This is a genomic window from Streptococcus sp. HMSC077D04 (assembly GCF_001808785.1).
Classification (GTDB): domain Bacteria; phylum Bacillota; class Bacilli; order Lactobacillales; family Streptococcaceae; genus Streptococcus; species Streptococcus mitis_BX.
This window is the reverse complement of record NZ_KV794510.1, coordinates 76,704-102,937: the sequence shown is the minus strand read 5'-3', so window position 1 is coordinate 102,937 and position 26,234 is coordinate 76,704. Positions and strand designations below refer to the sequence as shown.

Below are 26,234 nucleotides of genomic sequence, written 5' to 3'. Positions count from 1 at the left end.
CTATGGCAAAAACAATCTATATCGCAGGTCTTGGTTTGATTGGTGCCTCTATGGCACTTGGTATCAAACGTGATCATCCAGATTATGAAATTTTAGGTTATAATCGCAGTCAAGCTTCGAGAGATATTGCTTTGAAAGAAGGCATGATTGACCGTGCAACAGATGATTTTGCCAGTTTTGCTCCTTTAGCAGATGTCATCATCCTTAGCTTGCCAATCAAACAAACCATTTCCTTTATTAAGGAATTGGCTGACTTGGACTTGAAAGAAGGTGTGATTATTTCAGATGCCGGTTCGACCAAGTCAGCCATCGTAGATGCGGCGGAGCAATATTTGGCTGGCAAGCCTGTTCGCTTTGTCGGGGCCCATCCCATGGCTGGTAGTCATAAGACAGGAGCAGCTTCTGCGGATGTCAATCTCTTTGAAAATGCCTATTATATCTTCACACCTTCGAGCCTGACAAGTCAGGATACGCTTGAGGAAATGAAGGATCTGCTTTCAGGTCTTCATGCCCGATTTATCGAGATTGATGCCAAGGAGCATGATCGAGTGACTTCTCAGATTAGCCATTTTCCTCATATTCTGGCTTCCAGTCTTATGGAGCAGACCGCGGTTTATGCTCAAGAACATGAGATGGCAAGGCGCTTTGCGGCCGGTGGTTTTCGAGATATGACTCGGATTGCGGAAAGCGAGCCGGGTATGTGGACTTCCATTCTTTTGTCCAATCGTGAAACTATTCTGGATCGAATTGAGGATTTTAAGGAACGTTTAGATGAGGTTGGACAAGCCATCAGCAAGGGAGATGAAGAGCAGATTTGGAACTTTTTCAACCAAGCGCGTGAGCAGCGTCAGGCTATGGAAATCCATAAGCGTGGCGGCGTGGATAGCTCTTATGACCTCTATGTCGACGTTCCCGATGAAGAAAACGTCATCTTGAGGATTTTGGAACTACTACGTGGAACTTCCTTGGTTAATATTCACATCAATGAGGAAAACCGTGAAGATATTCACGGGATCCTACAAATTTCATTTAAAAACGCTCAAGACTTGGAACGAGCTGAGCACCTCATAACAGAAAACACCGATTATACAGTCGTTATCAAATAAGGAGAAAATCATGTCAAATATTTACGATAGTGCAAACGAACTTAGTCGCGGTCTACGCGAATTACCAGAATACAAGGCTGTTAAAGCAGCTAAAGATGCTATTTCAGCAGATGCTGAGGCAAGCAAAATTTTTACAGAATATGTTGCCTTCCAAGAGGAAATTCAAAGACTAGCACAGACAGGTCAAATGCCAGACGCTTCCTTTCAAGCGAAAATGGAAGGCTTTGGCAAGCAGATTCAAGGGAATAGCCTCTTATCAGAATTCTTTACTAAGCAACAACAATTGGCCATTTACCTTTCTGACATTGAAAAAATTGTTTTCGAACCAGTTTCAGAATTGCTAAAATAAGAAAATAACTATCATAAAGTCAGAAATTTTTAAGGAATTTCTGGCTTTTTATGATAAAATAAGTAAAAGTATTGCAAGTATGAGGTTCAGTATGAAACTAAAAACAAACATTCGCCACTTACACGGCAGTATCCGAGTTCCAGGTGACAAGTCTATCAGTCACCGTTCTATTATCTTTGGAAGTTTGGCTGAGGGTGAGACCAAGGTTTATGATATTCTGCGAGGTGAAGACGTTCTTTCGACCATGCAGGTTTTTCGTGACCTTGGTGTTGAAATTGAGGACAAAGATGGGGTTATTACCATTCAAGGTGTAGGCATGGATGGCTTAAAAGCGCCGCAAAATGCCCTTGATATGGGAAATTCTGGAACCTCGATTCGTCTGATTTCAGGTGTTCTTGCTGGTGCAGACTTTGAAGTAGAAATGTTTGGAGATGACAGTCTTTCCAAACGCCCTATGGACCGTGTGACGATTCCATTGAAAAAAATGGGTGTCAGCATTTCAGGGCAAACTGAGCGAGACCTGCCTCCCCTTCATTTAAAAGGGACAAAAAACCTAGCACCTATTCATTATGAGTTGCCGATTGCCTCTGCCCAAGTCAAGTCAGCCTTGATGTTTGCGGCCTTGCAGGCTCAGGGGGAGTCCGTTATTATCGAAAAAGAGTGTACCCGTAATCATACGGAAGATATGTTACAACAATTTGGTGGTCATTTAAGTGTGGACGGCAAGAAAATCACAGTTCAAGGACCACAAAAATTGTTAGGACAAAAGGTGGTTGTTCCAGGAGATATTTCCAGTGCAGCCTTTTGGCTGGTCGCAGGTTTGATTGTTCCAAACTCTCGTGTGGTGCTTAAGAATGTAGGTATTAACGAAACGCGTACCGGTATTATAGATGTCATTCGTGCCATGGGTGGAAAACTAGAAATAACTGAAATTGATCCAGTCGCTAAATCTGCTACTTTGACTGTTGAGTCTTCTGATTTGAAAGGAACAGAGATTGGTGGCGCTTTGATTCCACGCTTGATTGATGAATTGCCAGTTATCGCTCTACTTGCGACCCAAGCCCAAGGTGTCACAGTTATAAAGGATGCTGAGGAACTCAAGGTCAAGGAAACAGACCGCATTCAGGTTGTGGCAGACGCTTTAAATAGCATGGGTGCGAATATTACTCCTACAGCAGATGGAATGATTATCAAAGGAAAATCAGCCCTTCACGGTGCAAGAGTCAATACTTTTGGAGACCATCGTATCGGTATGATGACGGCTATCGCGGCTCTCTTGGTTGCAGATGGAGAAGTGGAGCTTGACCGTGCGGAAGCCATCAATACCAGCTATCCTAGCTTCTTTGATGATTTGGAGAGCTTGATTCATGGCTAAGGTATTACTAGGATTTATGGGAGCTGGCAAATCGACTATTGCAAGAGGCTTGGACCCTAATTACCTTGATATGGATGTTCTGATAGAGAAGCGCTTAGGCATGTCTCTTGCGAATTTTTTCGCTGAAAAGGGAGAAGAAGCCTTTCGTCATATAGAATCAGAAGTCCTAGCTGATTTACTACAAAGAGACCAAGTTGTGTCAACTGGTGGAGGAGTGGTCGTTTCTCAGCGAAATCGTGACTTACTAAAGACCAATTCTGATAACATCTACCTGAAAGCAAATTTTGAAACGCTTTATCAACGTATCGCAGCTGATAAGGACAATCAGCGTCCGCTTTTTCTAAATAATAGCAAGGAAGAACTTGCAGCTATTTTTCAAGAAAGACAGGCTTGGTATGAGGAAGTGGCCAGTCGGGTTTTGGACGTGACCAAGCTAAGCCCAGAGGAAATTATAGAGGAACTGAGATGAAAATTGCTTATCTAGGTCCCAAGGGATCATTTTCACACCACGTTGTGCAGACTGCTTTTCCTCATGAGGAATTGCAGGCTTTCGCCAATATTACGGATGTCATCAAGGCCTATGAGCAAGGTTTGGTGGACTATTCTGTAGTGCCAGTTGAAAATTCTATAGAGGGTAGTGTGCATGAAACCTTGGACTACCTTTTTCATCAGGCTCGCATTCAAGCAGTGGCAGAAATCGTTCAGCCTGTTCATCAGCAGTTGATGGTGGTTCCAGGTCATACTAAGATTGAAAAGATTTTTTCACATCCACAGGCCTTGGCTCAAGGAAAGAAATTCATCGATGAACAGTACCCAGATGCCCAAATCGAGGTGACTGCCAGTACTGCCTATGCGGCCCGTTTTATTTCCGAACATCCAGACCAGCTTTATGCGGCAATTGCACCTAGAAGTTCTGCTGAAGAATATGGCTTGGAACTGATTGCTGAGGATATTCAGGAAATGGGAGCCAATTTCACACGTTTTTGGGTTCTGGGAGCTGAAAAGCCTTTTATTCCCTTGAAATCACAAACTGAGAAAATGAGTTTGGCCTTGACCTTACCTGACAACCTTCCCGGTGCCCTCTACAAGGCTCTTTCGACCTTTGCTTGGAGAGGAATTGACCTGACAAAAATTGAGAGTCGGCCACTCAAGACAGCACTGGGTGAATACTTTTTCATTATCGATGTTGATTATGCCGATAAGGACTTGGTTAACTTTGCCCAAAAAGAATTAGAAGCGATTGGAATCCAGTATAAAGTACTGGGAGCCTATCCTATTTATCTAATATCAGACCACGGAAAGGAGAGAAGATGAGTAAAGAAAATCCCTTAAGTCATCATGAGCAGTTACGTTATGACTATCTTTTTAAGAACATTCATTACCTCAATGAGCGAGAGAAAAAAGAGTTTGCTTACCTGCAAGGTAAGTTAAATATGGCTAGTGGTAGTGAAGTTTCTCCAGAAATTTATAATGAAAATCACGATATGGAAGAGTCTTTCATGGCATCAGTCAATCAGTCTCCTCTTCCATCCTATGGTAACCGTAGTCGTGCAAAAAAATACCAGAAAAGCCATTCTCTTCCAAAGGTTAAGTCCAAAAAACGTAAGATTCGTTGGGGGCGCATTTTTGCAGGATTGCTTGCTCTTCTAGCCTGTGTCGGTTTTGGCATGATTTTTATGTTCCTAAAAGGTTATTCAAATGCGGATCCAACCAAACCTGCCAATGCTAAGGCAGCTCAAGTAGAAGTTTTTCATGGTCAAGATACCAAGGATGGGGTCAATATTTTGATTATGGGGACGGATGGACGGATTGGCCAAAATAGTGCTGAGACGAGAACGGACTCGATTATGGTTCTAAACGTTGGTGGCTCAGATAAAAAAATCAAGCTGGCCAGCTTTATGCGTGACAATTTGGTTTATATAGACGGTTATAGCCAAGTCATTAACGGTAGAAAGCAGTCCGATAATAAGTTGAATGTGGCCTATGAACTAGGGGAACAAGAGGGGCAAAAAGGGGCTGAAATGGTTCGGAAAGTCCTAAAAGATAATTTTGACTTGGACATTAAGTACTACGCCTTGGTAGACTTCCAGGCCTTCGCAACTGCTATTGACACTCTATTCCCTGATGGCGTGACGATTGATGCAAAATTCTCAACCTTAGAAGGTCAACCTTTAACCGAAGCTACAGTCGGAGATGATTTACATGCTACAGAAACAGAGTCTCCAACCCAAACCATCAAAGTCGGAAAACAACAGATGAATGGTTCAACCTTGCTCAATTATGCTCGCTTCCGTGATGATGATGAAGGTGATTACGGTCGTACCAAGAGACAACAGCAAGTGCTGACAGCTGTTCTGCAACAGCTCAAGGATCCAACTAAACTCTTTACTGGATCAGAAGCACTTGGTAAGGTCTTTGGCATGACCTCTACGAATGTTCCCTATAGTTTCTTATTGACAAATGGTTTATCCTTCCTAGATGGGGCGCAAAATGGCATTGAGAGATTAACGGTTCCAGAACTAGGTGATTGGGTAGATGATTATGATGTCTATGGAGGTATAGCTCTCCAAGTCGATCAAAATAAATATCAAACCAAGCTAGCTCAAATGGGAATGAGATAAGTTAAGACAGAAAAATCAAAGTTTGAAGGCTATTTATCCAGCAGTCAAGCTTTGATTTTTTACAGTCTGCAATAGATTTTCATCCCTTATTTGTGGTATAATGGAACGATACGATAGAAAGAATAATGAACAATATGACTGATTTAAAAGCAATTCAGGCTCGTAGTCTGGAGATGGCTGAATATTTTGTGGCCTTTTGTAAAGAACATGATTTGCTTTGTTATCTTTGTGGTGGAGGTGCTATTGGTGCCCTTCGAAACAAGGGTTTTATTCCTTGGGATGACGACCTAGACTTTTTTATGCCTCGTAAGGATTATGAAAAATTAGCAGAATTATGGCCTCGTTATGCAGATGAACGTTATTTCTTGTCGAAGAGTAACAAGGATTTTGTCGACCGCAATCTTTTTATTACCATTCGTGACAAGGAAACTACCTGCATTAAACCTTACCAGCAAGATTTGGATTTGCCACATGGTTTGGCTTTGGATGTTTTGCCTTTGGATTATTATCCTAAAAATCCAGCTGAGCGGAAAAAACAGGTTCGTTGGGCCTTGATTTATTCTCTTTTTTGTGCGCAAACTATTCCAGAAAAGCATGGCGCACTTATGAAGTGGGGAAGCCGTATTTTACTGGGGTTGACGCCAAAATCTCTCCGTTATCGCATTTGGAAAAAGGCTGAGAAAGAAATGACCAAATATAGTTTGGCTGAGAGCGATGGAATCACTGAATTATGCTCAGGTCCTGGCTATATGCGAAACAAGTACCCAATCGCATCTTTTGAAGACAATCTTTTCTTGCCATTTGAAGGAACAGAGATGCCCATTCCAGTTGGCTACGATGCCTATCTCAGCACTGCTTTTGGAGATTATATGACGCCACCACCAGCAGATAAGCAGCTACCACATCATGATGCTGTTATCGCTGATATGGATAAGAGTTATAGAGAGTACAAGGGAGAATATGGAGCATGATGGGAGAAAAAATAAGCGTTATCGTTCCAGTCTACAATGTAGAAGCCTATTTGGAACGATGTGTGGAGTCAATTCTTCATCAGACTTATACCAATTTTGAACTAATCCTAATAAATGATGGGTCTACTGATTCTAGTGGAAAGATCTGTGATGATTTAGCAAATCAGTATGAGAATATCAAGGTTTACCATATCGAAAATGCTGGTGTTTCTAATGCAAGAAATCTTGGAATTCAGCTAGCGACAGGTGCTTGGATAACTTTTATTGATAGCGATGATTTCGTCACCAATGATTATCTAGCTACTTTAGCTAGTGCAGTTGAGGGAGAACATGTAGGTTTTGTGATTGCTCCTCTACACCATATCAAAAATGGCATTGTAACAGACCTTCCTCCACATTCTGGAAAAACAGAACTCTGGTCAACAGAAGAAACCATGAAGGAACTACTGATGACTACCAGAACGTCATTTTTTCCAGTCGCAAAACTGTTTAAGAGAGACCTGCTTGCGGATGAAAAGTTTAATACAAATTATCACCTGGCTGAAGATGCCCTATTTTTAACTGAATTGTTACTAAAGACAAGATGTAGTAGCGTATTTATTGACAAACCGATTTATTATTATGATCATCGTGAGGGAAGTGCGACAACATCTGTTAATCGGTATGTATTTGATACGATAGAAGTTTATAAGCAAATAATCGCTCAAGTTTCACAAATTTTTCCTAATTTAAAACACGAATTAAAAAATAGAGAATGTTGGTCGTACATCACAGTTTACGATAAAATTATCTTTACTTCACGTGGAGAGTATCAAAAGGAGAAAGCCGAGCTGAGGACTTGGATTGTTCAGCATCGACGTGAAATATGGAAGGATGCTTATTTCACTACTTTTCGCAAGGTAGCGATCCTCTCACTTGTCATTTCTCCATGGCTATATAAGAAAATTGTTGGATTAAAAAACTAATATCATGAGAAGGAGTTGAAAATGAATTTTTCAAAATTGGATGAATACTTTGAAAAATCAAAACTATGGATTGCGTATCTATTTGTTTTTATTTCGATTTTAAGTATGAGTTCACTGGTTTATAAGATAGCAAATCCCCTCTACAAGGGATTATCAGCGATTGTAGTACTTTATATTTGCTGTACCTTATTGTTTAAGTGGAAAGAAATCACAGTAGATCGCAAATTTCTGTCCTTATTTGGTCTATTGGCTGGAAGTCATCTGTTATCAGCTATTTTTAATCGCTCTGGACATTTGATTGGAAATGTGATAGAGATCCTCTTTATGGTGACCTATATTTTATTATTTACCATGTTAGAATCAGGGCAACTTAAAAAATTATTTGACTGGATTGCCTATACGGTTCAAATTGTATCTTTTTCTTCAGCAATTTTTGCGTTTGGTTTATTGGTAAGTAGAGTCCTTATCCTATTTAAGATTGGCGAACAATCTTATTACTATGGTGTTATGAATGGACGTCTGTGGGGGATTGTTAATCCAAATGCTAGTGCGATATTTTCATACATTAGCATTATTTTGGCTATGTATTTGATTCATAAAGGAAGTAAATATTCTGTCTATCTTAAACTGAATAATGTAATTCAATTAGTTTACTTCGCAACCATGCAAAGTAGAGGAGCTTTATTATCTTTAGTGTTAATGATTGGGTTTTATAGTTTCTTTATTAACGGAGGCAAGTTAGCTAAGCGATTTCTAATCTTTATTATTTCTGCTTTACTTGTTTCTGCTGCTAACATCGGATTGAGTTATGTAACCTCTATTTACATATCCTCGGGGAAAGCGACTGTATTAGACTTAAATAAAGGACAATCTTATGCAGAAACGGATTCTTCAGTTATAAAAAAAACAGGTGAATTTCATCTAATAGAAACAACACCTAGTGGCAGAACTTATATTTGGAAAAATGCTATAAAAATGGGAAGTGAGAAACCAATTTTTGGTTATGGTGTAAGAAATGTTCCAGATTATTACACAAAATATTTCAGTAAATTTGAGATTCAAAATTCTCTTATTGGTGGAAATTTCCATAACATTTTGGTAACGATATTTGTTAGTTCTGGAATTTTAGGTTTAGTATCCTTTCTACTTCTACTAGGATATATAATTAAGCGCTTTTTGACTTATTTGATTGTTTCTAAAAAGAACTCTGAAAAGTTGATTATGATTCTTTTCTTTGGCATCTTGTTCGGTCAATTATTTGAAAGTCAGATTATGTACTCAACTAACTTTATTAATATTATCTTTTGGTTGATTATTGGTTATGGATTAGTTGTTTGCAAACGTGATGAAGGTATTCGTTATCAGGAAGTAACTGATATTAGAGAGATCCAACAGATGGAACTAGGAATCATGGAATACATTCATGAAACTTGCCAGAAAATTGGTGTCAAATATTTCCTAGCTTATGGCAGTCTTATCGGTGCGGTTCGTCATAAAGGTTTTATTCCTTGGGATGATGACATGGATATCTGTATGTTACGAGAAGATTATGAAAAGTTGCAAGACTATCTTATTGCTAACCCTGATGAACGTTACGAAGTGATGTCTTATAAAAATAATCTCAACTATGTCTATCCCTTCATGAAAGTGCAGGATAACCATACCTACTTGCTAGAAGAAGATGTTCGTATTGATTCAAATATGGGGATTTATGTAGATATTTTCCCTGTAGATGGCTACGAGAATGATGCCAATTTCAAGAACAAGATGACAAAGCTGATAAAGAAACGTCAATTGAGTTGCTATACATTTAAAGGTATCACCAATACGAAAAGTGTTCTGAATTCACTGATACGCTATATTTCAGTTATTATTTTTTATTTCACAAATACAAATAAATACGTTGCACAAATTGAAGAACTTGCTAAATCACGTAAAGTGTCAGATTATGAGGAAGTGGATTATCTTATCTACAAGGATATGAACAAACCAGTGTGGAGACGCGAATGGCTAGAACAAGTTACTACTGGAACATTTGAAGGTAAGAAATTTACTATTCCGAAAAAATATCATGAAATTTTGACCTCAGACTACGGAGATTATATGCAATTGCCGCCAGTTGAACAAAGAGTATCTCATCATGATTTTAAATTGTGGAAGATTGTTAAAAAGTCTAAATAACTGGATTGGGATTAAGAAACGTTTAAAAATATAGTCAAAATTAGGAGAATAAAACCTATGTCTGAAAGAACTTTAACTCTTGAAGAAATCAAACAAGTAGAATTAGATATTTTGAAGTATCTTCATGATCTTTGTGAACAACATCATATCAAATATTTTATTGATTTTGGAACATTACTAGGAGCTGTACGCCATAAAGGATTTATACCTTGGGATGATGATACAGATATTTCCTTAGCGCGTGATGAGTTTGAAAAACTGTATAAGGTTTTAAAAAATGAAAATCATCCCTACTACAAATTAATTTCATTCAGAGAAACAAAGGGGTATCCTTACAGTTATATGCGAGTCTATGATGTGAGGACACGTCGAGATGCTAATCTTATAGATAAAACGGTCGTATTGGGAACCTGCGTTGACATCTTTCCATATGATGGTGTCGTAACGCAAGAAAGTGACCAGAAGAAAATGAAGCTCTACAAATATTTCATTCGTCTTTCTTCTTTGAATTTTAAAGGGATTAAGTCTGAGAATGGTGGACTTAAAAATCTCCCTCGTTATATGGGGTCAGCTATTTTTCGTTTAACTTCCCCACAGATATGGAACCAAAAATTAGAGAGTCTTGCTTTGAAGTATAGTGTGGATCAAGCAACAGATCTCACTTGTACTATCTATGATTCCTATTATCCAGATGGTATAAAAAAAGAATGGCTCTATGATTTGATTGATATGCCGTATGAAAACATTGTGGTCAAGGTTCCTAGAAAATACCATGAATTACTTGTCTACGAATTTGGAGAAAACTATATGAGTCCGCCACCCATTGAGCAACAAGTGCCAGGAGGAGATAAAAATTATTGGATTGATTAGTATAAGTTTCTTATCTTTTAAAATAAAGGGGTTTTCAAGATGAAAAATAAACAGTTAATAAAATTAGTTGGGTATAGTTTTCTTGTATTCTTTCTAGCGCTGATTCAGTTATCGCAAGGAGTAGATGCAAATACTATCTCTGCAGGTTCGGGCAATCGTATCCATTTCATAAATACTAAAGCAAAATCTGGGAGTGACGCCATCCTTCTGGAAAGCAATGGTCACTATGCTTTGATTGATATGGGAGAAGACTATGATTTTCCTGATGGGAGTGACCCACGCTATCCAAGTCGTTGGGGAATTTCTATGAGAAATTATCAAGTATTAGAGGATAGATTGATTCGCCACCTAGATGAAATAGGTGTTAAAAAATTAGATTTTATCATAGGAACTCATGTTCATAGTGATCATATTGGTGGAGCAGACGAAATACTCAATCGTTATCAGGTTGGTAAGTTTTATTTGAAAAAATATTCAGATGATCGAATCACAGCAAAGTGGGGTCTATGGGATAATCTTTTCAATTATGATAATGCTTTGAGAGCAGCTCAAAAACGAGGAGTTACGCTTATCCAGAATATTTCAGATGAGGATAGCCATATAAAATTAGGTGATATGGATATCCAGCTCTACAACTATAAGAATGAATATGATGCTGATGGGAATCTGAAAAAAGTTCGAGATGATAACTCCAACTCCATTGTTTCAGTAGTGACTGTGGCAGGAAAGAGAATCTATCTTGGTGGAGATTTGGATAATGCCGAAGGAGCAGAAGATAAGTTAGGTCCAGTTATCGGCAAGGTTGATATGATGAAATGGAACCACCATTATGATGCGACAATTTCAAATACGATTAATTTCCTTGAAAACTTATCACCAAAAATGATTATTCAGACAACTGGTGGAGATATTAATGTTGCTTCAACTAGAGAATACCTTCAGAAGAAAAATATTTAGGTTCTTCGTGCTGCTAGCCAAACTCAAGACGCTACTGTTTTTGATATTAGCGATAAAGGATTTGCTAATGTTTCAAATACCTTCCCTGATATCCCAGTAGTTGACGAAAAATGGTATCAAGAAGATGGCTATTGGAAATATCGTTTGTCTGACGGGGAAATGGCTATCGGCTGGAAAGAGATTGGCGGAGCCACTTACTTCTTTAATGGAAAAGGACAAATGCAAGCAGGCCGCTGGCTTCACCTTAATGACGACTGGGGAGAAAATGCCAAGGGGAATGATTACTATCTGAACAAAAATGGTAAAATGCAAACTGGTGGATGGTTCAAGCTAGATAACTCTTGGTATTATATCCAGTCGAATGGTGCTAGACGATTTAGCGAGCTCTCTGAAATTGGAGGGAAAAAATACCTTTTTGCGGCAGATGGTAAGATGCTGACAGGACACCAAGTTTTTAATGGTAAGAAGATGTTCTTTAGCGAAAGTGGCGTACTACAAATTTCAGGTAAGCCTTCAACTTGGCAAAAGATTGATTCAGCTTGGTATTTCTATGATGAGGATGGTCTAAAGACTGTCGGTAAAAAGAATATCAATGGAAGCACATACTACTTTAATCAAGAAGGTGTCATGCAAACTGGCTGGGCCTTTGTTGATGGTCACTGGAACTATTTTGCAAGTTCTGGAGCTATGAAAACTGGCTGGGTCAAGGATCAGGAAACATGGTATTATCTGGATAAAGATGGCATCATGTTAACTGGCAGACAAGATATAAAGGGTATTCGTTACTATTTGAATGCTAGTGGTGCCATGCAGACTGGCTGGAAGTGGCAAGACAATAGCTGGTACTTCTATACGAACTCAGGTGCTATGAAAACTGGTTGGTTGAAAGATAAAGAATCATGGTATTATTTGGATCCGGAAACAGGTATCATGGCCGTAGGCTCTAAAGCGATTGATGGAAAAACCTATTTCTTTAAATCCTCAGGTAACATGCAAGTTGGCTGGCAGTGGTCAAATGATGTCTGGCATTATTACGCTGCATCTGGTGCACTTCAAACTGGTTGGCTAAAAGATCATGATATGTGGTATTATCTTGAATCTAAGGAAGGCGCTATGTTGGTTGGACTCAATCAAGTAGATGGTAAGCAATATTACTTTAGTGCATCTGGTGCCATGCAGACTGGCTGGAAATGGTTTGATAATCATTACCGTTACTTTGAATCAAATGGAGCCATGAAAACTGGTTGGATAAAAGACAAAGGCGTCTGGTATTATCTAAATCCTGAAGATGGTATTATGTTGGTTGGCCTTCAAAAAGTCAATGGTGATCAATATTACTTTGATTCAACAGGAGCGATGCAAACTGGCTGGAAACAGGTTGATGGTAATTGGTACTATTTCCAAGCAGATGGTTCCTTATTGAAAAATTCTACCACACCTGATGGTTATAAAGTTAATGAAGAAGGTGTATGGAGACAAGTAGTTACTGTTGATAAGCAGCAAAATCATTCTACAAACAAACAGGAAACATCTACTCTAACTGATAAATCAGACAAGATTAATAAGGCAGAAAAGCAAGAAAATCATAAAGAAATTAACTCTTCTAATTCAGAAAAACAAAAAGAGGACTCAATTATAGAGTCAAGTAGTTCCGACAAGAAAGAAAAGGAATAATGAGAAAATCCCCTGCTAGTAGAATAGTCTATTAGCAGGGGATTCTTTTAATTTCTTTTAATCTTAGCAAGTGCAAGATTGAGTGCATAGTGGAGTGTTTTATCTTTGGTAAGAAATAGCGTCAAGAGATAATAGATACCGCAAGTCGCAACAGTCAAGAGTACCATGAGTATCATATTGAGGTTGACTGTATAAGAGTTGATTTGGAAAAGAAATTTAAAAGTGAAATAAATTGGAATGAATCCGAGCGATACAATAGTATAGCGTGTTAAAGTAGTAAATATTTCTTTTAAGTCAAGCAGATGATGCTTCTTGATAAAGTAAATTTCCAGTAGAACAACTACAGTTTCTGCAATAATAGTAGTAGCAATGTAGTACTCTGGTGCAAAAATATTATTGAAATACAAGAGACTGTTGAGTAGGATATTAGCTCCGCCACCAATAAAGTAAAAGGCTGTTAAACGATTTTCGTGGTCGTTGATGAAGATAATTTGTTTACCGAGAATCAACTCAATAGCCCAAATGATAGTTCGAAAGGCGAAGACACTAGTCACAATACCAGCTTCAAGGTATTTTTCAGAAGAGTAGATGACTGCAGCGTAGTTTCCTAATACCATCATCCCAATACTGGTTGGAATGATAAGAAAATAAAAGAGGGCGGCTCCTTGGTTTAGAAGATTTTTATAAGATTCGTAGTCTTTCTTACCGAGATAGTAGCCGAGACGTGGAATACTGACGTTGATAGCTCCACTCAGGACACTGGCAATCAACATGACGATGCTAGAAGCAATGGTATAATAAGAAATGTAGTTTTCATCAGGCCCTTTGGTGATAAACATTCTATCAAGTAAGGTGTAGAGCATATTGGCATTAGCTAGAAGCAACATGGTCAAGAGTGGCTTAGATGCTTTGATTAATTCCATGAGACCAATTTTGACAAAGGAAACTTCTCTCTTGATCCAAAGAAAACTGAGCAGGTAGTTGAGGATAGTTGTCGCACTCATGACGATGGCATAAGGAACGATATCATCTGCAGTTTTAACAAAGGTAAAGATAGCAACCAGCATGGCAATCCGAATAATCAATGTCTTGTAAAGGATGAAGGCATAGTTTTCATAAGCCTCGTTCATCCACTCGATATAAAGGAATTGGAAGAGAGCCTGGACACCAAGTATATAGTAGAGTTCTTTCAAATTTTCAATACTATTATCTAGGTAAATAAACAAAAAATAGATACTTGTTGTAAGGACAGAAGTAATTACAGATATATAGAATAACTTGGAGAAGACATAATTAATCTTATCTTTGTCGTCCTTGACCTTACTGATAGCTCGAATTCCGTAGTTATAGATTCCAAATGCGGCTAAAGGAATGACAAAGCTAGCCCAGGTATTGGCGGTATTGAAATAACCGTAGTTGGATTTGCTGAGAATCCGCGTTAGATAAGGATTGGTTATCAGTGGAAAAACGATATTGAGAACATTGACTAGTAAGCTAGCCAGTGCATTAACTTTTATATTTTTCATTGTACTTTCTTTCTTGTATTGTAAAATGGTCTCTAGTATTATATCACATTCTCGCTTCATTCTTTTGATAAAATCGTAAAAATCTAGTATAATAGATAGAACTGAAAGTATGAGGTTACTAGCAATGAAAATGAAACAAATTAGTGATACTACTTTAAAAATCACGATGTCTTTAGAGGATTTGATGGATCGAGGGATGGAGATTGCTGACTTTCTCGTTCCTCAAGAAAAAACAGAAGAGTTCTTTTATGCCATCTTGGATGAGTTAGAGATGCCTGATAGCTTTCTAGATACAGGCATGTTGAGCTTCCGTGTGACTCCAAAACCTGATAAGGTAGATGTCTTTGTGACCAAGTCTAAGATTGACCAAAATCTAGATTTTGAAGATTTATCGGATTTGCCAGATATGGAAGAATTAGCTCAAATGTCGCCAGATGAATTTATCAAAACCTTAGAAAAAAGCATCGCAGACAAAACCAAGGATGACATCGAAGCGATTCAATCTCTTGAGCAAGTAGAAGCCAAGGAAGAAGAGCAAGAGCAGGCTGAACAAGAAGCTGAAAGCAAGAAAGAGCCTTACATCTACTACATCCTTTCTTTTGCTAAGTTGGCTGACTTGGTGGCTTTTGCCAAGACAGTGACTTTTGAGATGGAAACTTCTGAACTCTACAAAATGAACGAGCGCTATTATTTGACTATTCTAGTGGATATTGAAAATCATCCAAGTCCATATCCAGCTTGGCTTTTGGCTCGTATGCGCGAGTTTGCAGATGATAGTGACATCAGTCGCTCAGTTTTGCAAGAGTATGGCCAAGTCTTGATGAATCACGATGCAGTGCTTAATCTGCAAAAGATTGGATAATCATTTCTGGAAAGATATTTCTCGATTTTAAGAAGAGCGAATCGTCTGATTCGTTTTTTCTTTTCTAGATTGAAATAGTGATTTACTATAATAGGATTTTTCACAAAATTCTGTTATAATGGCTATATTAGAAAATTTCGAGGAGACAAACATGACAGTTAAAATTGCTTTACTAGGATTTGGTACCGTTGCAAGTGGTGTGCCTTTCCTCCTAAAGGAAAATGGAGAAAAAATCAATCAATCAGCACATTCAGAGATTGAAGTTGCTAAGGTATTGGTTAAGGATGAAGATGAAAAGAATCGCTTGCTTGCAGCAGGAAATGACTTTAACTTTGTAACCAATGTGGATGATATTTTGTCAGACCAAGACATTACGATCGTAGTGGAATTGATGGGGCGTATCGAGCCTGCTAAAACCTTTATCACTCGTGCCTTAGAAGCTGGGAAACACGTTGTTACTGCCAACAAGGACCTTTTAGCTGTCCATGGTGCAGAATTGCTAGAAAGTGCTAAGGCTAATAAGGTAGCACTTTACTACGAAGCAGCAGTAGCTGGTGGGATTCCAATTCTTCGCACTCTAGCAAATTCCTTGGCTTCTGATAAAATCACGCGCGTGCTTGGTGTGGTTAACGGAACTTCTAACTTCATGATGACCAAGATGGTGGAAGAAGGCTGGTCTTACGATGATGCTCTTGCGGAAGCACAAAGACTAGGTTTTGCAGAAAGTGACCCTACAAATGACGTAGATGGAATTGACGCAGCCTACAAGATGGTCATTTTGAGCCAATTTGCTTTTGGTATGAAGGTTGCCTTTGACGATGTAGCTCATAAGGGAATCCGTAACATCACACCAGAAGATGTAGCTGTGGCTCAAGACCTTGGCTATGTAGTGAAATTGGTTGGTTCTATCGAGGAAACTCCTTCAGGTATTGCTGCAGAAGTAACTCCGACCTTCCTTCCTAAAGCGCACCCACTTGCTAGTGTGAATGGCGTAATGAACGCTGTTTTTGTAGAATCTATCGGTATCGGCGAGTCTATGTACTACGGACCAGGTGCTGGTCAAAAACCAACTGCAACAAGTGTTGTAGCAGATATTGTCCGTATCGTTCGTCGCCTGAATGATGGTACCATTGGCAAAGACTTCAACGAATACAGCCGTGACTTGGTCTTGGCAAATCCAGAAGATGTCAAAGCAAACTACTACTTCTCAATCTTGGCTCCAGACTCAAAAGGTCAGGTCTTGAAGTTGGCTGAAATCTTTAATGCCCAAGATATTTCCTTCAAGCAAATCCTTCAAGATGGAAAAGAAGGTGACAAGGCGCGTGTCGTGATCATCACACACAAGATTAATAAAGCCCAGCTTGAAAATGTCTCAGCTGAATTGAAGAAGGTTTCAGAATTCGACCTCTTGAATACCTTCAAGGTGCTAGGAGAATAAGATGAAGATTATTGTACCTGCAACCAGTGCCAATATCGGGCCAGGTTTTGACTCGGTCGGTGTAGCTGTAACCAAGTATCTTCAAATTGAGGTCTGCGAAGAACGAGAAGAGTGGTTGATTGAACACCAGATTGGCAAATGGATTCCTCATGACGAGCGTAATCTCTTACTAAAAATTGCTTTACAAATTGTACCAGACTTGCAACCAAGACGCTTGAAAATGACCAGTGATGTTCCCTTGGCGCGTGGTTTGGGTTCTTCCAGCTCGGTTATTGTAGCTGGGATTGAATTAGCTAACCAACTTGCAAATCTTAATTTAACTGATCACGAAAAACTGCAGTTAGCAACTAAGATTGAGGGACATCCTGACAATGTGGCACCCGCCATCTATGGTAATCTCGTTATTGCAAGTTCCGTTGAAGGGCAAGTTTCAGCTATTGTAGCAGACTTCCCAGAGTGTGATTTCCTAGCCTACATTCCAAACTATGAATTGCGTACTCGAGACAGCCGTGGTGTCTTGCCTAAGAAATTGTCCTATAAGGAAGCTGTTGCAGCTAGTTCTATCGCCAATGTGGCGGTTGCGGCCTTGTTGGCAGGAGACATGGCGACTGCTGGGCAAGCAATCGAGGGAGACCTCTTCCACGAGCGCTATCGTCAGGACTTGGTGAGAGAATTTGCGACGATTAAGCAAGTAGCCAAAGAAAATGGTGCCTATGCAACCTACCTTTCTGGTGCTGGGCCGACAGTTATGATTCTGGCTTCGCATGACAAGATGCCAACGATTAAGGCAGAATTGGAAAAGCAACCCTTCAAAGGAAAACTGCATGACTTGAAGGTTGATAACCAAGGTGTTCGTGTCGAAGCAAAATAAAGAATAGAAGATAGGATGGGGAAACTCTCGACCAGAGGGCTTCCTATCCTTTTTTTGAAAAGAAGTCTAGTTAAAAACTTGATAAAGGAGAAATAAAGATGGCAGAAATTTATCTAGCAGGTGGTTGTTTTTGGGGTCTAGAGGAATATTTTTCACGCATTTCTGGAGTATCAGCAACCAGTGTTGGCTACGCTAATGGACAAGTCGAAACGACCAATTACCAGTTGCTCAAGGAAACAGACCATGCAGAAACGGTTCAAGTGATTTACGATGAGAAAGCAGTGTCACTCAGAGAAATTTTGCTTTATTATTTCCGTGTTATTGATCCATTATCAGTCAATCAACAAGGGAATGACCGTGGACGTCAGTATCGGACCGGTATATATTACCAGGATGAAGCAGACTTGCCAGCTATCTACACAGTGGTGCAGGAGCAGGAGCGCATGATGGGTCGAAAGATTGCAGTAGAGGTGGAGAAACTTCGCCACTACATTCTGGCTGAAGATTACCATCAAGACTATCTTAAGAAGAATCCTTCAGGTTACTGTCATATCGATGTGACGGATGCTGAGAAGCCCTTGATTGATGTGGCAAACTATGAAAAGCCTAGCCAAGAGGTGTTAAAGGAAAGCTTAACTGAAGAGTCCTATCGTGTCACCCAAGAAGCTGCTACAGAGGCTCCATTTACCAATGCCTATGACCAAACCTTTGAAGAAGGGATTTATGTAGACATTACGACGAGTGAGCCACTCTTTTTTGCCAAGGATAAGTTTGCCTCAGGTTGTGGTTGGCCAAGTTTTAGTCGTCCGATTTCTAAGGAGTTGATTCATTATTACAAGGACATGAGCCATGGAATGGAGCGAATTGAGGTTCGTTCTCGATCGGGGAATGCTCACTTGGGTCATGTTTTCACAGATGGCCCTCGGGAGTTAGGTGGACTTCGTTACTGTATTAATTCTGCATCCTTGCGTTTTGTATCCAAGGATGAGATGGAAGAGGAAGGATATGGCTATCTACTGCCTTACTTAAACAAATAAAACAGAGAGGGTGGGTGCTTCCCACTTTCTTCATTTCCAGAATACGAATAGAAGGGATTTATGAAACACCTATTATCTTACTTTAAACCCTACATCAAGGAATCAATTTTAGCACCCTTGTTCAAGTTACTAGAAGCTGTGTTTGAGCTCTTGGTTCCCATGGTGATTGCTGGGATTGTTGACCAATCCTTGCCCCAGAAAAATCAAGGTCATCTCTGGATGCAGATTGGTTTGCTCCTTATCTTTGCAGTAATTGGTGTTGTAGTGGCCTTAATAGCCCAGTTCTACTCAGCTAAGGCTGCGGTGGGTTTTGCCAAGGAATTGACAAACGACCTCTATCGTCATATTCTATCTTTACCTAAGGACAGTAGAGACCGTTTGACAACTTCTAGCTTGGTCACTCGCTTGACTTCGGATACCTACCAGATTCAGACTGGTATCAATCAATTCCTGCGTCTCTTTTTACGAGCGCCTATTATCGTTTTTGGTGCCATTTTTATGGCTTATCGAATCTCAGCTGAGCTGACTCTCTGGTTTTTGGTCATGGTTGTGATTCTGACAATCGTTATTGTAGGCCTTTCTCGGTTAGTCAATCCTCTCTACAGCAGCCTGAGAAAGAAAACGGATCAACTAGTTCAAGAAACACGCCAGCAAATACAAGGGATGCGGGTTATTCGTGCTTTTGGTCAAGAAAAACGAGAGTTACAAATTTTTCAAACCCTTAACCAAGTCTATGCTAGATTACAAGAAAAGACAGGTTTCTGGTCTAGTTTATTAACCCCTCTAACCTATCTGATTGTTAATGGAATCCTCCTAGTCATTATCTGGCAGGGATATGTTTCTATTCAAGGAGGATTGCTCAGTCAAGGGGCCCTCATTGCCCTTATCAACTATCTCCTACAGATTTTGGTGGAATTGGTCAAATTAGCTATGCTAATCAATTCTCTCAACCAGTCCTATATCTCTGCTAAGCGAATCGAGGAAGTCTTTGCTGAGGCTCCAGAGGATATCCATTCAAAATTAGAACAAAAGCAAGCTACCAGTGATCAGGTTTTACAAGTTCAAGAACTGACCTTTACCTATCCTGATGCGGCCCAGCCTTCTTTGAGAGACATTTCCTTTGATATGACTCAAGGGCAAATCCTTGGTATCATTGGGGGAACAGGTTCTGGTAAATCAAGCTTGGTGCAAGTCTTACTTGGAATTTACCCAGCAGACAAGGGGAGCATTTACCCTTATCGAGATGGATCTAGTCCTCGTAATCTTGAGCAGTGGCGGTCTTGGATTGCCTATGTGCCCCAAAAAGTCGAACTCTTTAAGGGAAGCATTCGTTCCAACTTGACTCTTGGTTTCAATCACGAAGTAACGGACCAAGAACTTTGGCAGGCCTTGGAAATTGCACAAGCCAAGGATTTTGTCAGTGAAAAGGAAGGACTTTTAGATGCTCTAGTTGAGACAGGAGGTCGAAATTTCTCAGGTGGACAAAAACAAAGGCTGTCGATCGCTCGAGCAGTCTTACGCCAAGCTCCATTTCTCATCCTAGATGATGCGACTTCGGCCATCGACACCATTACCGAGTCTAGGCTCTTGAAAGCTATTCGAGAAAATTTGCCAAATACGAGCTTAATTTTGATTTCTCAAAGAACATCGACTTTACAGATGGCTGACCAGATTCTCCTCTTGGAAAAAGGTGAGCTTCTAGCTATCGGCAAGCACGAGGACTTGATGAAATATAGTCAAGTTTATCGCGAAATCAATGCATCCCAACATGGAAAGGAGGGCTAGTATGAAACGACAAACTGCAAATCAAACACTCTCACGTTTGGCTAAGGATTTAGCAAGCCATCCCTTCCTCCTTTTCCTAGCCTTTCTAGGAACTATTGCCCAGGTTGGCTTATCAATTTATCTACCTATTTTGATTGGACAGGTCATTGACCAGGTCCTTGTGGCTGGTTCTTCACCAGTTTTTTGGCAGATTTTCATTCAAATGGTCTTGGTAGTCATAGGAAATACCCTTGTACAGTGGACCAATCCTCTCCTCTATAATCGCTTAATTTTCTCTTATACCAGAGACTTGCGAGAGCAAATCATCCATAAGCTCCATCGGTTACCGATTGCTTTTGTTGATCAGCAAGGAAGTGGAGAGATGGTCAGTCGTGTGACCACAGACATCGAACAGTTGGCAGCTGGCTTGACCATGATTTTTAACCAATTTTTCATTGGTGTCTTGATGATTTTTGTTAGTATTCTAGCTATGCTTCAGATTCATCTCCTCATGACTCTCTCGGTCTTGCTGTTGACGCCACTATCCATGGTGATTTCACGCTTCATTGCCAAACGATCCTATCATCTCTTCCAAAAGCAAACGGAGACGAGGGGGATTCAGACTCAGTTGATTGAAGAATCGTTGAGTCAGCAGACTATTATTCAATCTTTTAATGCTCAGGCAGAGTTTATCCAAAGACTGCATGAAGCTAATGACAACTATGCAGGCTATTCTCAGTCAGCCATCTTTTATTCTTCAACGGTCAATCCTTCGACTCGCTTTGTCAATGCGCTCATTTATGCCCTTCTAGCTGGAGTGGGAGCTTATCGTATCATGATGGGTTCCACCCTGACCGTTGGTCGTTTAGTGACCTTTTTGAACTATGTTCAGCAGTATACCAAGCCCTTTAACGATATTTCTTCAGTTTTGGCCGAGTTGCAAAGTGCCTTGGCATGTGCAGAGCGTGTCTATGCTGTTTTAGAAAGTCCTGAGGTGACTGAAACTGGTAAGGAAGTCTTGACCAGTGACCAAGTTAAGGGAGCTATTTCTTTTAGACATGTCTCTTTTGGCTACAATCCTGAAAAGATTTTGATTAAGGATTTATCTATTGATATTCCAGCTGGTAGCAAGGTGGCTATTGTTGGTCCGACAGGTGCTGGAAAATCAACACTTATCAATCTCCTCATGCGTTTTTATCCCATTAACTCGGGAGATATCTTGCTGGATGGGAAATCCATTTATGACTATAGTCGTGCCTCTTTACGTCAACAATTTGGCATGGTGCTACAGGAAACTTGGCTCAAGCAAGGGACCATTCATGATAATATTGCCTTTGGACATCCTGAAGCCAGTCGGGAGCAGGTGATTGCTGCTGCCAAAGCAGCCAATGCAGACTTTTTCATCCAACAGCTACCTCAAGGCTATGATACCAAGTTGGAAAATGCTGGAGAATCTCTTTCTGTCGGTCAGGCTCAGCTCTTGACCATAGCCCGAGTCTTTCTGGCTATTCCAAAGATTCTTATCTTAGACGAGGCAACCTCTTCCATCGATACGCGGACAGAAGTGCTGGTTCAGGATGCCTTTGCCAAACTCATGAAGGGGCGTACAAGCTTTATCATTGCCCACCGCCTGTCAACCATTCAGGATGCGGATCTGATTCTAGTCTTGGTGGATGGTGATATTGTTGAGTATGGCAACCATCATGACCTTATGTCTAAGAAGGGCAAGTATTACCAAATGCAGCAAGCTGCAGCTTTTAGCTCTGAATAAGCCTTTCTACTTTGAAATCTTATGGACAAAAAAAGTTGCCTTCGGGTGACTTTTTTGTTACAATAGCTAGAAAAATTGTTCACTGTAAATTGTCTTTTAGAAAAGGAGCCTAGAATGAAAGTCTTTCAGCATGTAAATATCGTGACTTGTGACAAAGATTTCCATGTCTATCTAGATGGAATCTTAGCCGTTAAGGATTCTCAAATCGTCTATGTCGGTCAAGAGAAGTCAGAGATTTTAGAGCAAGCTGAGCAGATTATAGACTATCAGGGATCCTGGATTATGCCTGGTTTGGTCAATTGTCACACCCATTCTGCTATGACGGGATTGAGAGGAATTCGAGATGATAGCAATCTCCATGAATGGCTCAATGATTATATCTGGCCTGCAGAAGCTGAGTTTACTCCCGACATGACTACCAAGGCGGTCAAAGAAGCTCTGACAGAGATGCTCCAGTCAGGAACAACAACCTTCAACGATATGTATAATCCTAATGGTGTGGATATTGAGCAGATTTATCAGGCAGTGAAAGATTCCAAGATGCGTTGTTATTTCTCACCGACCCTCTTTTCTTCAGGGGCAGACACAACTGCTGAGACCATAAGCAGAACACGAGCAATTATTGAGGAAATTTTAGGATATGAAAATCTAAATTTCAAGGTTATGGTAGCACCACATTCTCCTTACAGCTGTAATCAAGACTTGCTGCAAGCGAGTTTAGATATGGCAAAAGAGTTTGCTATTCCAATCCATATCCACGTGGCGGAGACCAAGGAGGAGTCAGGCATTATCCTGAAACGCTACGGCAAACGCCCCCTCGCTTTTCTAGAAGAACTGGGTTACTTAGATCATCCGTCCGTCTTCGCTCACGGGGTCGAATTAAACGAGAGAGAAATTGAACGCTTGGCAACTTCTCAAGTGTCTATTGCCCACAATCCTATCAGTAATCTCAAATTGGCATCAGGGATTGCTCCTATCATTCAACTGCAAAAAGCAGGAGTAGCAGTCGGAATTGCGACGGATTCGGTTGCCTCCAACAACAACCTTGATATGTTTGAGGAAGGACGAACAGCAGCCCTTCTTCAGAAGATGAAAAGTGGAGATGCCAGCCAATTTCCGATCGAAACAGCCCTCAAGGCACTGACAATCGAAGGGGCTAAGGTTCTAGGAATGGAAAATCAGATAGGAAGTCTAGAAGTCGGCAAGCAAGCAGATTTTCTCGTTATTCAACCACAAGGGAAAATTCATCTCCAACCTCAGGAAAATATGCTTTCTCATCTCGTCTATGCTGTTAAATCCAGTGATGTTGATGATGTTTATATCGCTGGAGAACAGGTTGTTAAGCAAGGTCAAGTCCTGACAGTAGAACTTTAGAAGAAAAATCACGAAAAAATTTTAAAAAAAGTTTGCAAAAATCTTGCATTCTTTTTTTGACTATGCTATACTTATATACGGTTTGAAAAAACTGCCTAAGACAGTAGGGGAGCTCGACTCATAAGTATCCTACCGAGGACAAAACGTATCATGTAAAAAGAAGCGTATTGTACTTTCGTGTCTAGGTTTGGGCGCGTTTTTCTTTTGAAAAATTTCCCCAAGCAAAATAATAACGGAGGTGAACACACTAATGAGTGAAGCAATTATTGCTAAAAAAGCGGAACTAGTTGACGTAGTAGCTGAAAAAATGAAAGCTGCTGCATCTATCGTCGTTGTAGACGCTCGTGGTTTGACAGTTGAGCAAGATACAGTTCTTCGTCGTGAGCTTCGTGGAAGTGAAGTTGAGTATAAAGTGATTAAAAACTCAATCTTGCGTCGTGCAGCTGAAAAAGCTGGTCTTGAAGAACTTGCATCAGTATTTGTTGGACCATCTGCAGTAGCATTTTCTAACGAAGATGTTATCGCACCAGCGAAAATCTTGAACGACTTTTCTAAAAACGCTGAAGCACTTGAAATCAAAGGTGGTGCAATCGAAGGCGCTGTCGCATCTAAAGAAGAGATTCTTGCTCTTGCAACTCTTCCAAACCGCGAAGGACTTCTTTCTATGCTCCTTTCTGTACTTCAAGCGCCAGTGCGCAACGTTGCTCTTGCAGTCAAAGCGGTTGCAGACAACAAAGAAGACGCAGCTTAATCTTAAGCTACGCAGCGTAGCCTAGCTACGAAATCTATTATAAATTTAAAACATATTTGGAGGAAATAACAATGGCATTGAACATTGAAAACATTATTGCTGAAATTAAAGAAGCTTCAATCCTTGAATTGAACGACCTTGTAAAAGCTATCGAAGAAGAATTTGGTGTAACTGCAGCTGCTCCTGTAGCTGTTGCTGCAGCTGGTGCTGCTGACGCTGGTGCTGCTAAAGATTCATTCGACGTTGAATTGACATCTGCAGGCGACAAAAAAGTTGGCGTTATCAAAGTTGTACGTGAAATCACAGGTCTTGGTCTTAAAGAAGCTAAAGAACTTGTTGACGGTGCACCAGCACTTGTTAAAGAAGGCGTTGCAACTGCAGAAGCTGAAGAAATCAAAGCTAAATTGGAAGAAGCTGGAGCTTCAGTTACTCTTAAATAATCAATACAAGATTGTTTAAGGCTGAAAGCCTAGTATTATAGCCTTTTCGCTCTTGCAAAAGGTGATAAAAAGGGAGTTGTTTCAATTGAAACACCCCCATAGACACCCCCACAAATATTTGTGGGGGTGTTGTTTTATCGATAGAAAAAATCATCTTAGCAATATTCTTACTAAGATGATTTTTTTATACATCAAAACCTCTTAAACGAGCTGTTTTAATTTCTTCGCTATTGGTTCTATAATATTCTTCCTCCCTAATTTCACTTTCGATAAATTGCTCTTCTTCATACATCTGAAAGGCTAGCAAAGCAAATGATTTAGAAAGTTCATTAAGATACCCTTTACTATTATTTATCGCATTTGTAATAGCAGTAGCCAGGTGAGGAAATTTTTGAAAAGCTAAAGCTCCCATTTGTAAAGCTGTTCTGATTTGAGTTAATTTTTCAATATTTTTGTAATGGATAGAATTCTTATCCCTCAAGATAGGGAAGTCCCGAAATTTTTTCAATAAATCATTATCCATTTTTCTTTTTCTGTTAATCAAATTGTGATAAAGAGATTTTCCATCATCAATATATTCCATAACCATTTTCTTGATGAATTCTTCTTGATTATTGAATGCCTTAGTTTTTTTGAATATTTTATATTGGTCTTTTATTATCTTGTAATATTCTCTTTCAATATAAAAATCAATAATACTCTCTTTAGTTAAAAAAATATCAATATTAAAATACCTTTGATAACAATCTAAGGAGATGCTATAATCTTCTTCATTTATTGTTTCAAATTTATCAACATTATCTTTAATATTTCTCGAAATCTTGTTTAGGTAGAAACTTCCATATGAAAATACTTCAGAATTATCATCAGTTGTTGAAAATATCCATAAAAGATAGTGTGAAAATCTAGGGTAGTTCACAAGTGTTGCCCCTAACATTAAACAATCCCTAAAATATACTCTGTCCTTATCATATTCTGAATGCTCTAAATCATCAATATAATCTTTCACGAAAGGTAATTTTTGGATATTTGGAATAATACCAGTAATATCTTTTTTATTTCCTTTCTTTAATTCTAAGAAATAAGAATCAGGATTTCTCAAACCTGGTTTGATTTCATTTTCTATAAATTCACTTGCTCGTTTGTATTTGCCTTCAGCTTTGTAAATCTCAAACTGTTCTTCAATGATTTTAGGATAATTTTCTTTAATGTACTTATCAACAATAGTATCAGTGCGAAAAATACTTCGAACTGGAATGTAAGGCTCGTAAAATTCATGCCAATTACTTATTTTACTCATAAAAACTCCTTTATTTTGTTATGAAAAAAAA

The 26,234-nt window shown here is 39.5% G+C and carries 21 protein-coding genes, 1 pseudogene and 1 other annotated feature; of the genes and pseudogenes, 20 read left to right on the top strand and 2 right to left on the bottom strand.

Translation table 11 applies throughout. From position 1 onward, the window contains the following. Positions 1 to 2 precede the first annotated feature (2 nt). The 11 genes and pseudogenes from HMPREF2701_RS02270 to HMPREF2701_RS02220 all read left to right on the top strand — a co-directional run bounded on the left by HMPREF2701_RS02270 (position 3) and on the right by HMPREF2701_RS02220 (position 13,069). Positions 3 to 1,106 carry a prephenate dehydrogenase gene (locus HMPREF2701_RS02270; RefSeq protein WP_070482005.1) on the top strand — a complete coding sequence of 368 codons (1,104 nt, stop codon included), beginning with the start codon at positions 3 to 5 and terminating at the stop codon, positions 1,104 to 1,106. A gap of 10 nt (positions 1,107 to 1,116) precedes the next feature. Beyond that, entirely contained in the window at positions 1,117 to 1,455 is a 339-nt protein-coding gene (locus HMPREF2701_RS02265) for a YlbF/YmcA family competence regulator (protein ID WP_000065980.1), read from the top strand. 91 nt (positions 1,456 to 1,546) lie between these two features. After that, the gene (gene aroA, locus HMPREF2701_RS02260; RefSeq protein ID WP_070482004.1) at positions 1,547 to 2,830 is read left to right on the top strand and encodes a 3-phosphoshikimate 1-carboxyvinyltransferase; all 1,284 of its coding nucleotides are present in this window, start codon (positions 1,547 to 1,549) and stop codon (positions 2,828 to 2,830) included. Then, positions 2,823 to 3,299, top strand: a complete 477-nt coding sequence (locus tag HMPREF2701_RS02255; protein ID WP_070482003.1) for a shikimate kinase — start codon at positions 2,823 to 2,825, stop codon at positions 3,297 to 3,299. Before aroA ends, HMPREF2701_RS02255 begins: the two co-directional genes overlap by 8 nt. Continuing rightward, the gene (gene pheA, locus HMPREF2701_RS02250) at positions 3,296 to 4,144 is read left to right on the top strand and encodes a prephenate dehydratase (protein ID WP_070482002.1); all 849 of its coding nucleotides are present in this window, start codon (positions 3,296 to 3,298) and stop codon (positions 4,142 to 4,144) included. Before HMPREF2701_RS02255 ends, pheA begins: the two co-directional genes overlap by 4 nt. Beyond that, positions 4,141 to 5,451, top strand: a complete 1,311-nt coding sequence (locus tag HMPREF2701_RS02245; protein ID WP_070482001.1) for an LCP family protein — start codon at positions 4,141 to 4,143, stop codon at positions 5,449 to 5,451. Before pheA ends, HMPREF2701_RS02245 begins: the two co-directional genes overlap by 4 nt. A 125-nt stretch (positions 5,452 to 5,576) precedes the next feature. Further along, positions 5,577 to 6,422 carry a LicD family protein gene (locus tag HMPREF2701_RS02240; protein WP_083281709.1) on the top strand — a complete coding sequence of 282 codons (846 nt, stop codon included), beginning with the start codon at positions 5,577 to 5,579 and terminating at the stop codon, positions 6,420 to 6,422. Continuing rightward, on the top strand, positions 6,419 to 7,387 hold the full coding sequence (locus HMPREF2701_RS02235; protein WP_049511053.1) for a glycosyltransferase family 2 protein: 969 nt from the start codon (positions 6,419 to 6,421) through the stop codon (positions 7,385 to 7,387). Before HMPREF2701_RS02240 ends, HMPREF2701_RS02235 begins: the two co-directional genes overlap by 4 nt. Before the next feature lie 21 nt (positions 7,388 to 7,408). After that, on the top strand, positions 7,409 to 9,568 hold the full coding sequence (locus HMPREF2701_RS02230) for a LicD family protein (protein WP_061590070.1): 2,160 nt from the start codon (positions 7,409 to 7,411) through the stop codon (positions 9,566 to 9,568). A gap of 57 nt (positions 9,569 to 9,625) precedes the next feature. Further along, positions 9,626 to 10,438, top strand: a complete 813-nt coding sequence (locus HMPREF2701_RS02225; protein ID WP_049487269.1) for a LicD family protein — start codon at positions 9,626 to 9,628, stop codon at positions 10,436 to 10,438. A 39-nt stretch (positions 10,439 to 10,477) separates the two neighbouring features. Then, positions 10,478 to 13,069, top strand: a pseudogene (locus HMPREF2701_RS02220) (MBL fold metallo-hydrolase). A 47-nt stretch (positions 13,070 to 13,116) separates the two neighbouring features. Here HMPREF2701_RS02220 and HMPREF2701_RS02215 read toward each other — a convergent pair. Next, a complete protein-coding gene (locus tag HMPREF2701_RS02215) occupies positions 13,117 to 14,595 on the bottom strand; it encodes an oligosaccharide flippase family protein (RefSeq protein ID WP_061590072.1) in 1,479 nt (492 codons plus the stop codon). Positions 14,596 to 14,719: 124 nt separating this feature from the next. On the opposite strand from HMPREF2701_RS02215, the gene mecA reads away from it, so the two are divergent. The 9 genes from mecA (at position 14,720) to rplL (ending at position 24,903) form a co-directional block, all read left to right on the top strand. After that, positions 14,720 to 15,457, top strand: coding sequence for an adaptor protein MecA (gene mecA, locus HMPREF2701_RS02210; protein WP_050313829.1), 738 nt, complete (start codon positions 14,720 to 14,722; stop codon positions 15,455 to 15,457). Between the two features lie 151 nt (positions 15,458 to 15,608). Continuing rightward, positions 15,609 to 16,895 (top strand): homoserine dehydrogenase, encoded by a 1,287-nt coding sequence (locus tag HMPREF2701_RS02205; protein WP_070482000.1) that lies wholly within the window; start codon positions 15,609 to 15,611, stop codon positions 16,893 to 16,895. 1 nt (position 16,896) lies between these two features. Continuing rightward, positions 16,897 to 17,766, top strand: a complete 870-nt coding sequence (thrB, locus tag HMPREF2701_RS02200) for a homoserine kinase (RefSeq protein ID WP_061590075.1) — start codon at positions 16,897 to 16,899, stop codon at positions 17,764 to 17,766. 98 nt (positions 17,767 to 17,864) lie between these two features. Then, the gene (msrB, locus tag HMPREF2701_RS02195) at positions 17,865 to 18,803 is read left to right on the top strand and encodes a peptide-methionine (R)-S-oxide reductase MsrB (protein WP_061590076.1); all 939 of its coding nucleotides are present in this window, start codon (positions 17,865 to 17,867) and stop codon (positions 18,801 to 18,803) included. 60 nt (positions 18,804 to 18,863) lie between these two features. Beyond that, complete coding sequence (locus HMPREF2701_RS02190; RefSeq protein WP_061590077.1) at positions 18,864 to 20,588, top strand: ABC transporter ATP-binding protein; 1,725 nt, start codon at positions 18,864 to 18,866, stop codon at positions 20,586 to 20,588. 1 nt (position 20,589) lies between these two features. Next, positions 20,590 to 22,338, top strand: a complete 1,749-nt coding sequence (locus tag HMPREF2701_RS02185; protein WP_070481999.1) for an ABC transporter ATP-binding protein — start codon at positions 20,590 to 20,592, stop codon at positions 22,336 to 22,338. 114 nt (positions 22,339 to 22,452) lie between these two features. Further along, on the top strand, positions 22,453 to 23,712 hold the full coding sequence (locus tag HMPREF2701_RS02180; RefSeq protein ID WP_061590078.1) for a TRZ/ATZ family protein: 1,260 nt from the start codon (positions 22,453 to 22,455) through the stop codon (positions 23,710 to 23,712). A 76-nt stretch (positions 23,713 to 23,788) separates the two neighbouring features. Next, positions 23,789 to 23,924, top strand: a sequence feature (ribosomal protein L10 leader region). Positions 23,925 to 23,962: 38 nt separating this feature from the next. Continuing rightward, positions 23,963 to 24,463 (top strand): 50S ribosomal protein L10, encoded by a 501-nt coding sequence (gene rplJ / locus HMPREF2701_RS02175; RefSeq protein ID WP_004259693.1) that lies wholly within the window; start codon positions 23,963 to 23,965, stop codon positions 24,461 to 24,463. A gap of 71 nt (positions 24,464 to 24,534) precedes the next feature. Further along, positions 24,535 to 24,903, top strand: coding sequence for a 50S ribosomal protein L7/L12 (gene rplL, locus HMPREF2701_RS02170; protein WP_001196965.1), 369 nt, complete (start codon positions 24,535 to 24,537; stop codon positions 24,901 to 24,903). A gap of 184 nt (positions 24,904 to 25,087) precedes the next feature. On the opposite strand, the gene HMPREF2701_RS02165 is transcribed toward rplL, so the two are convergent. After that, positions 25,088 to 26,203, bottom strand: coding sequence for a hypothetical protein (locus tag HMPREF2701_RS02165; RefSeq protein WP_070481998.1), 1,116 nt, complete (start codon positions 26,201 to 26,203; stop codon positions 25,088 to 25,090). Positions 26,204 to 26,234: the final 31 nt, after the last annotated feature.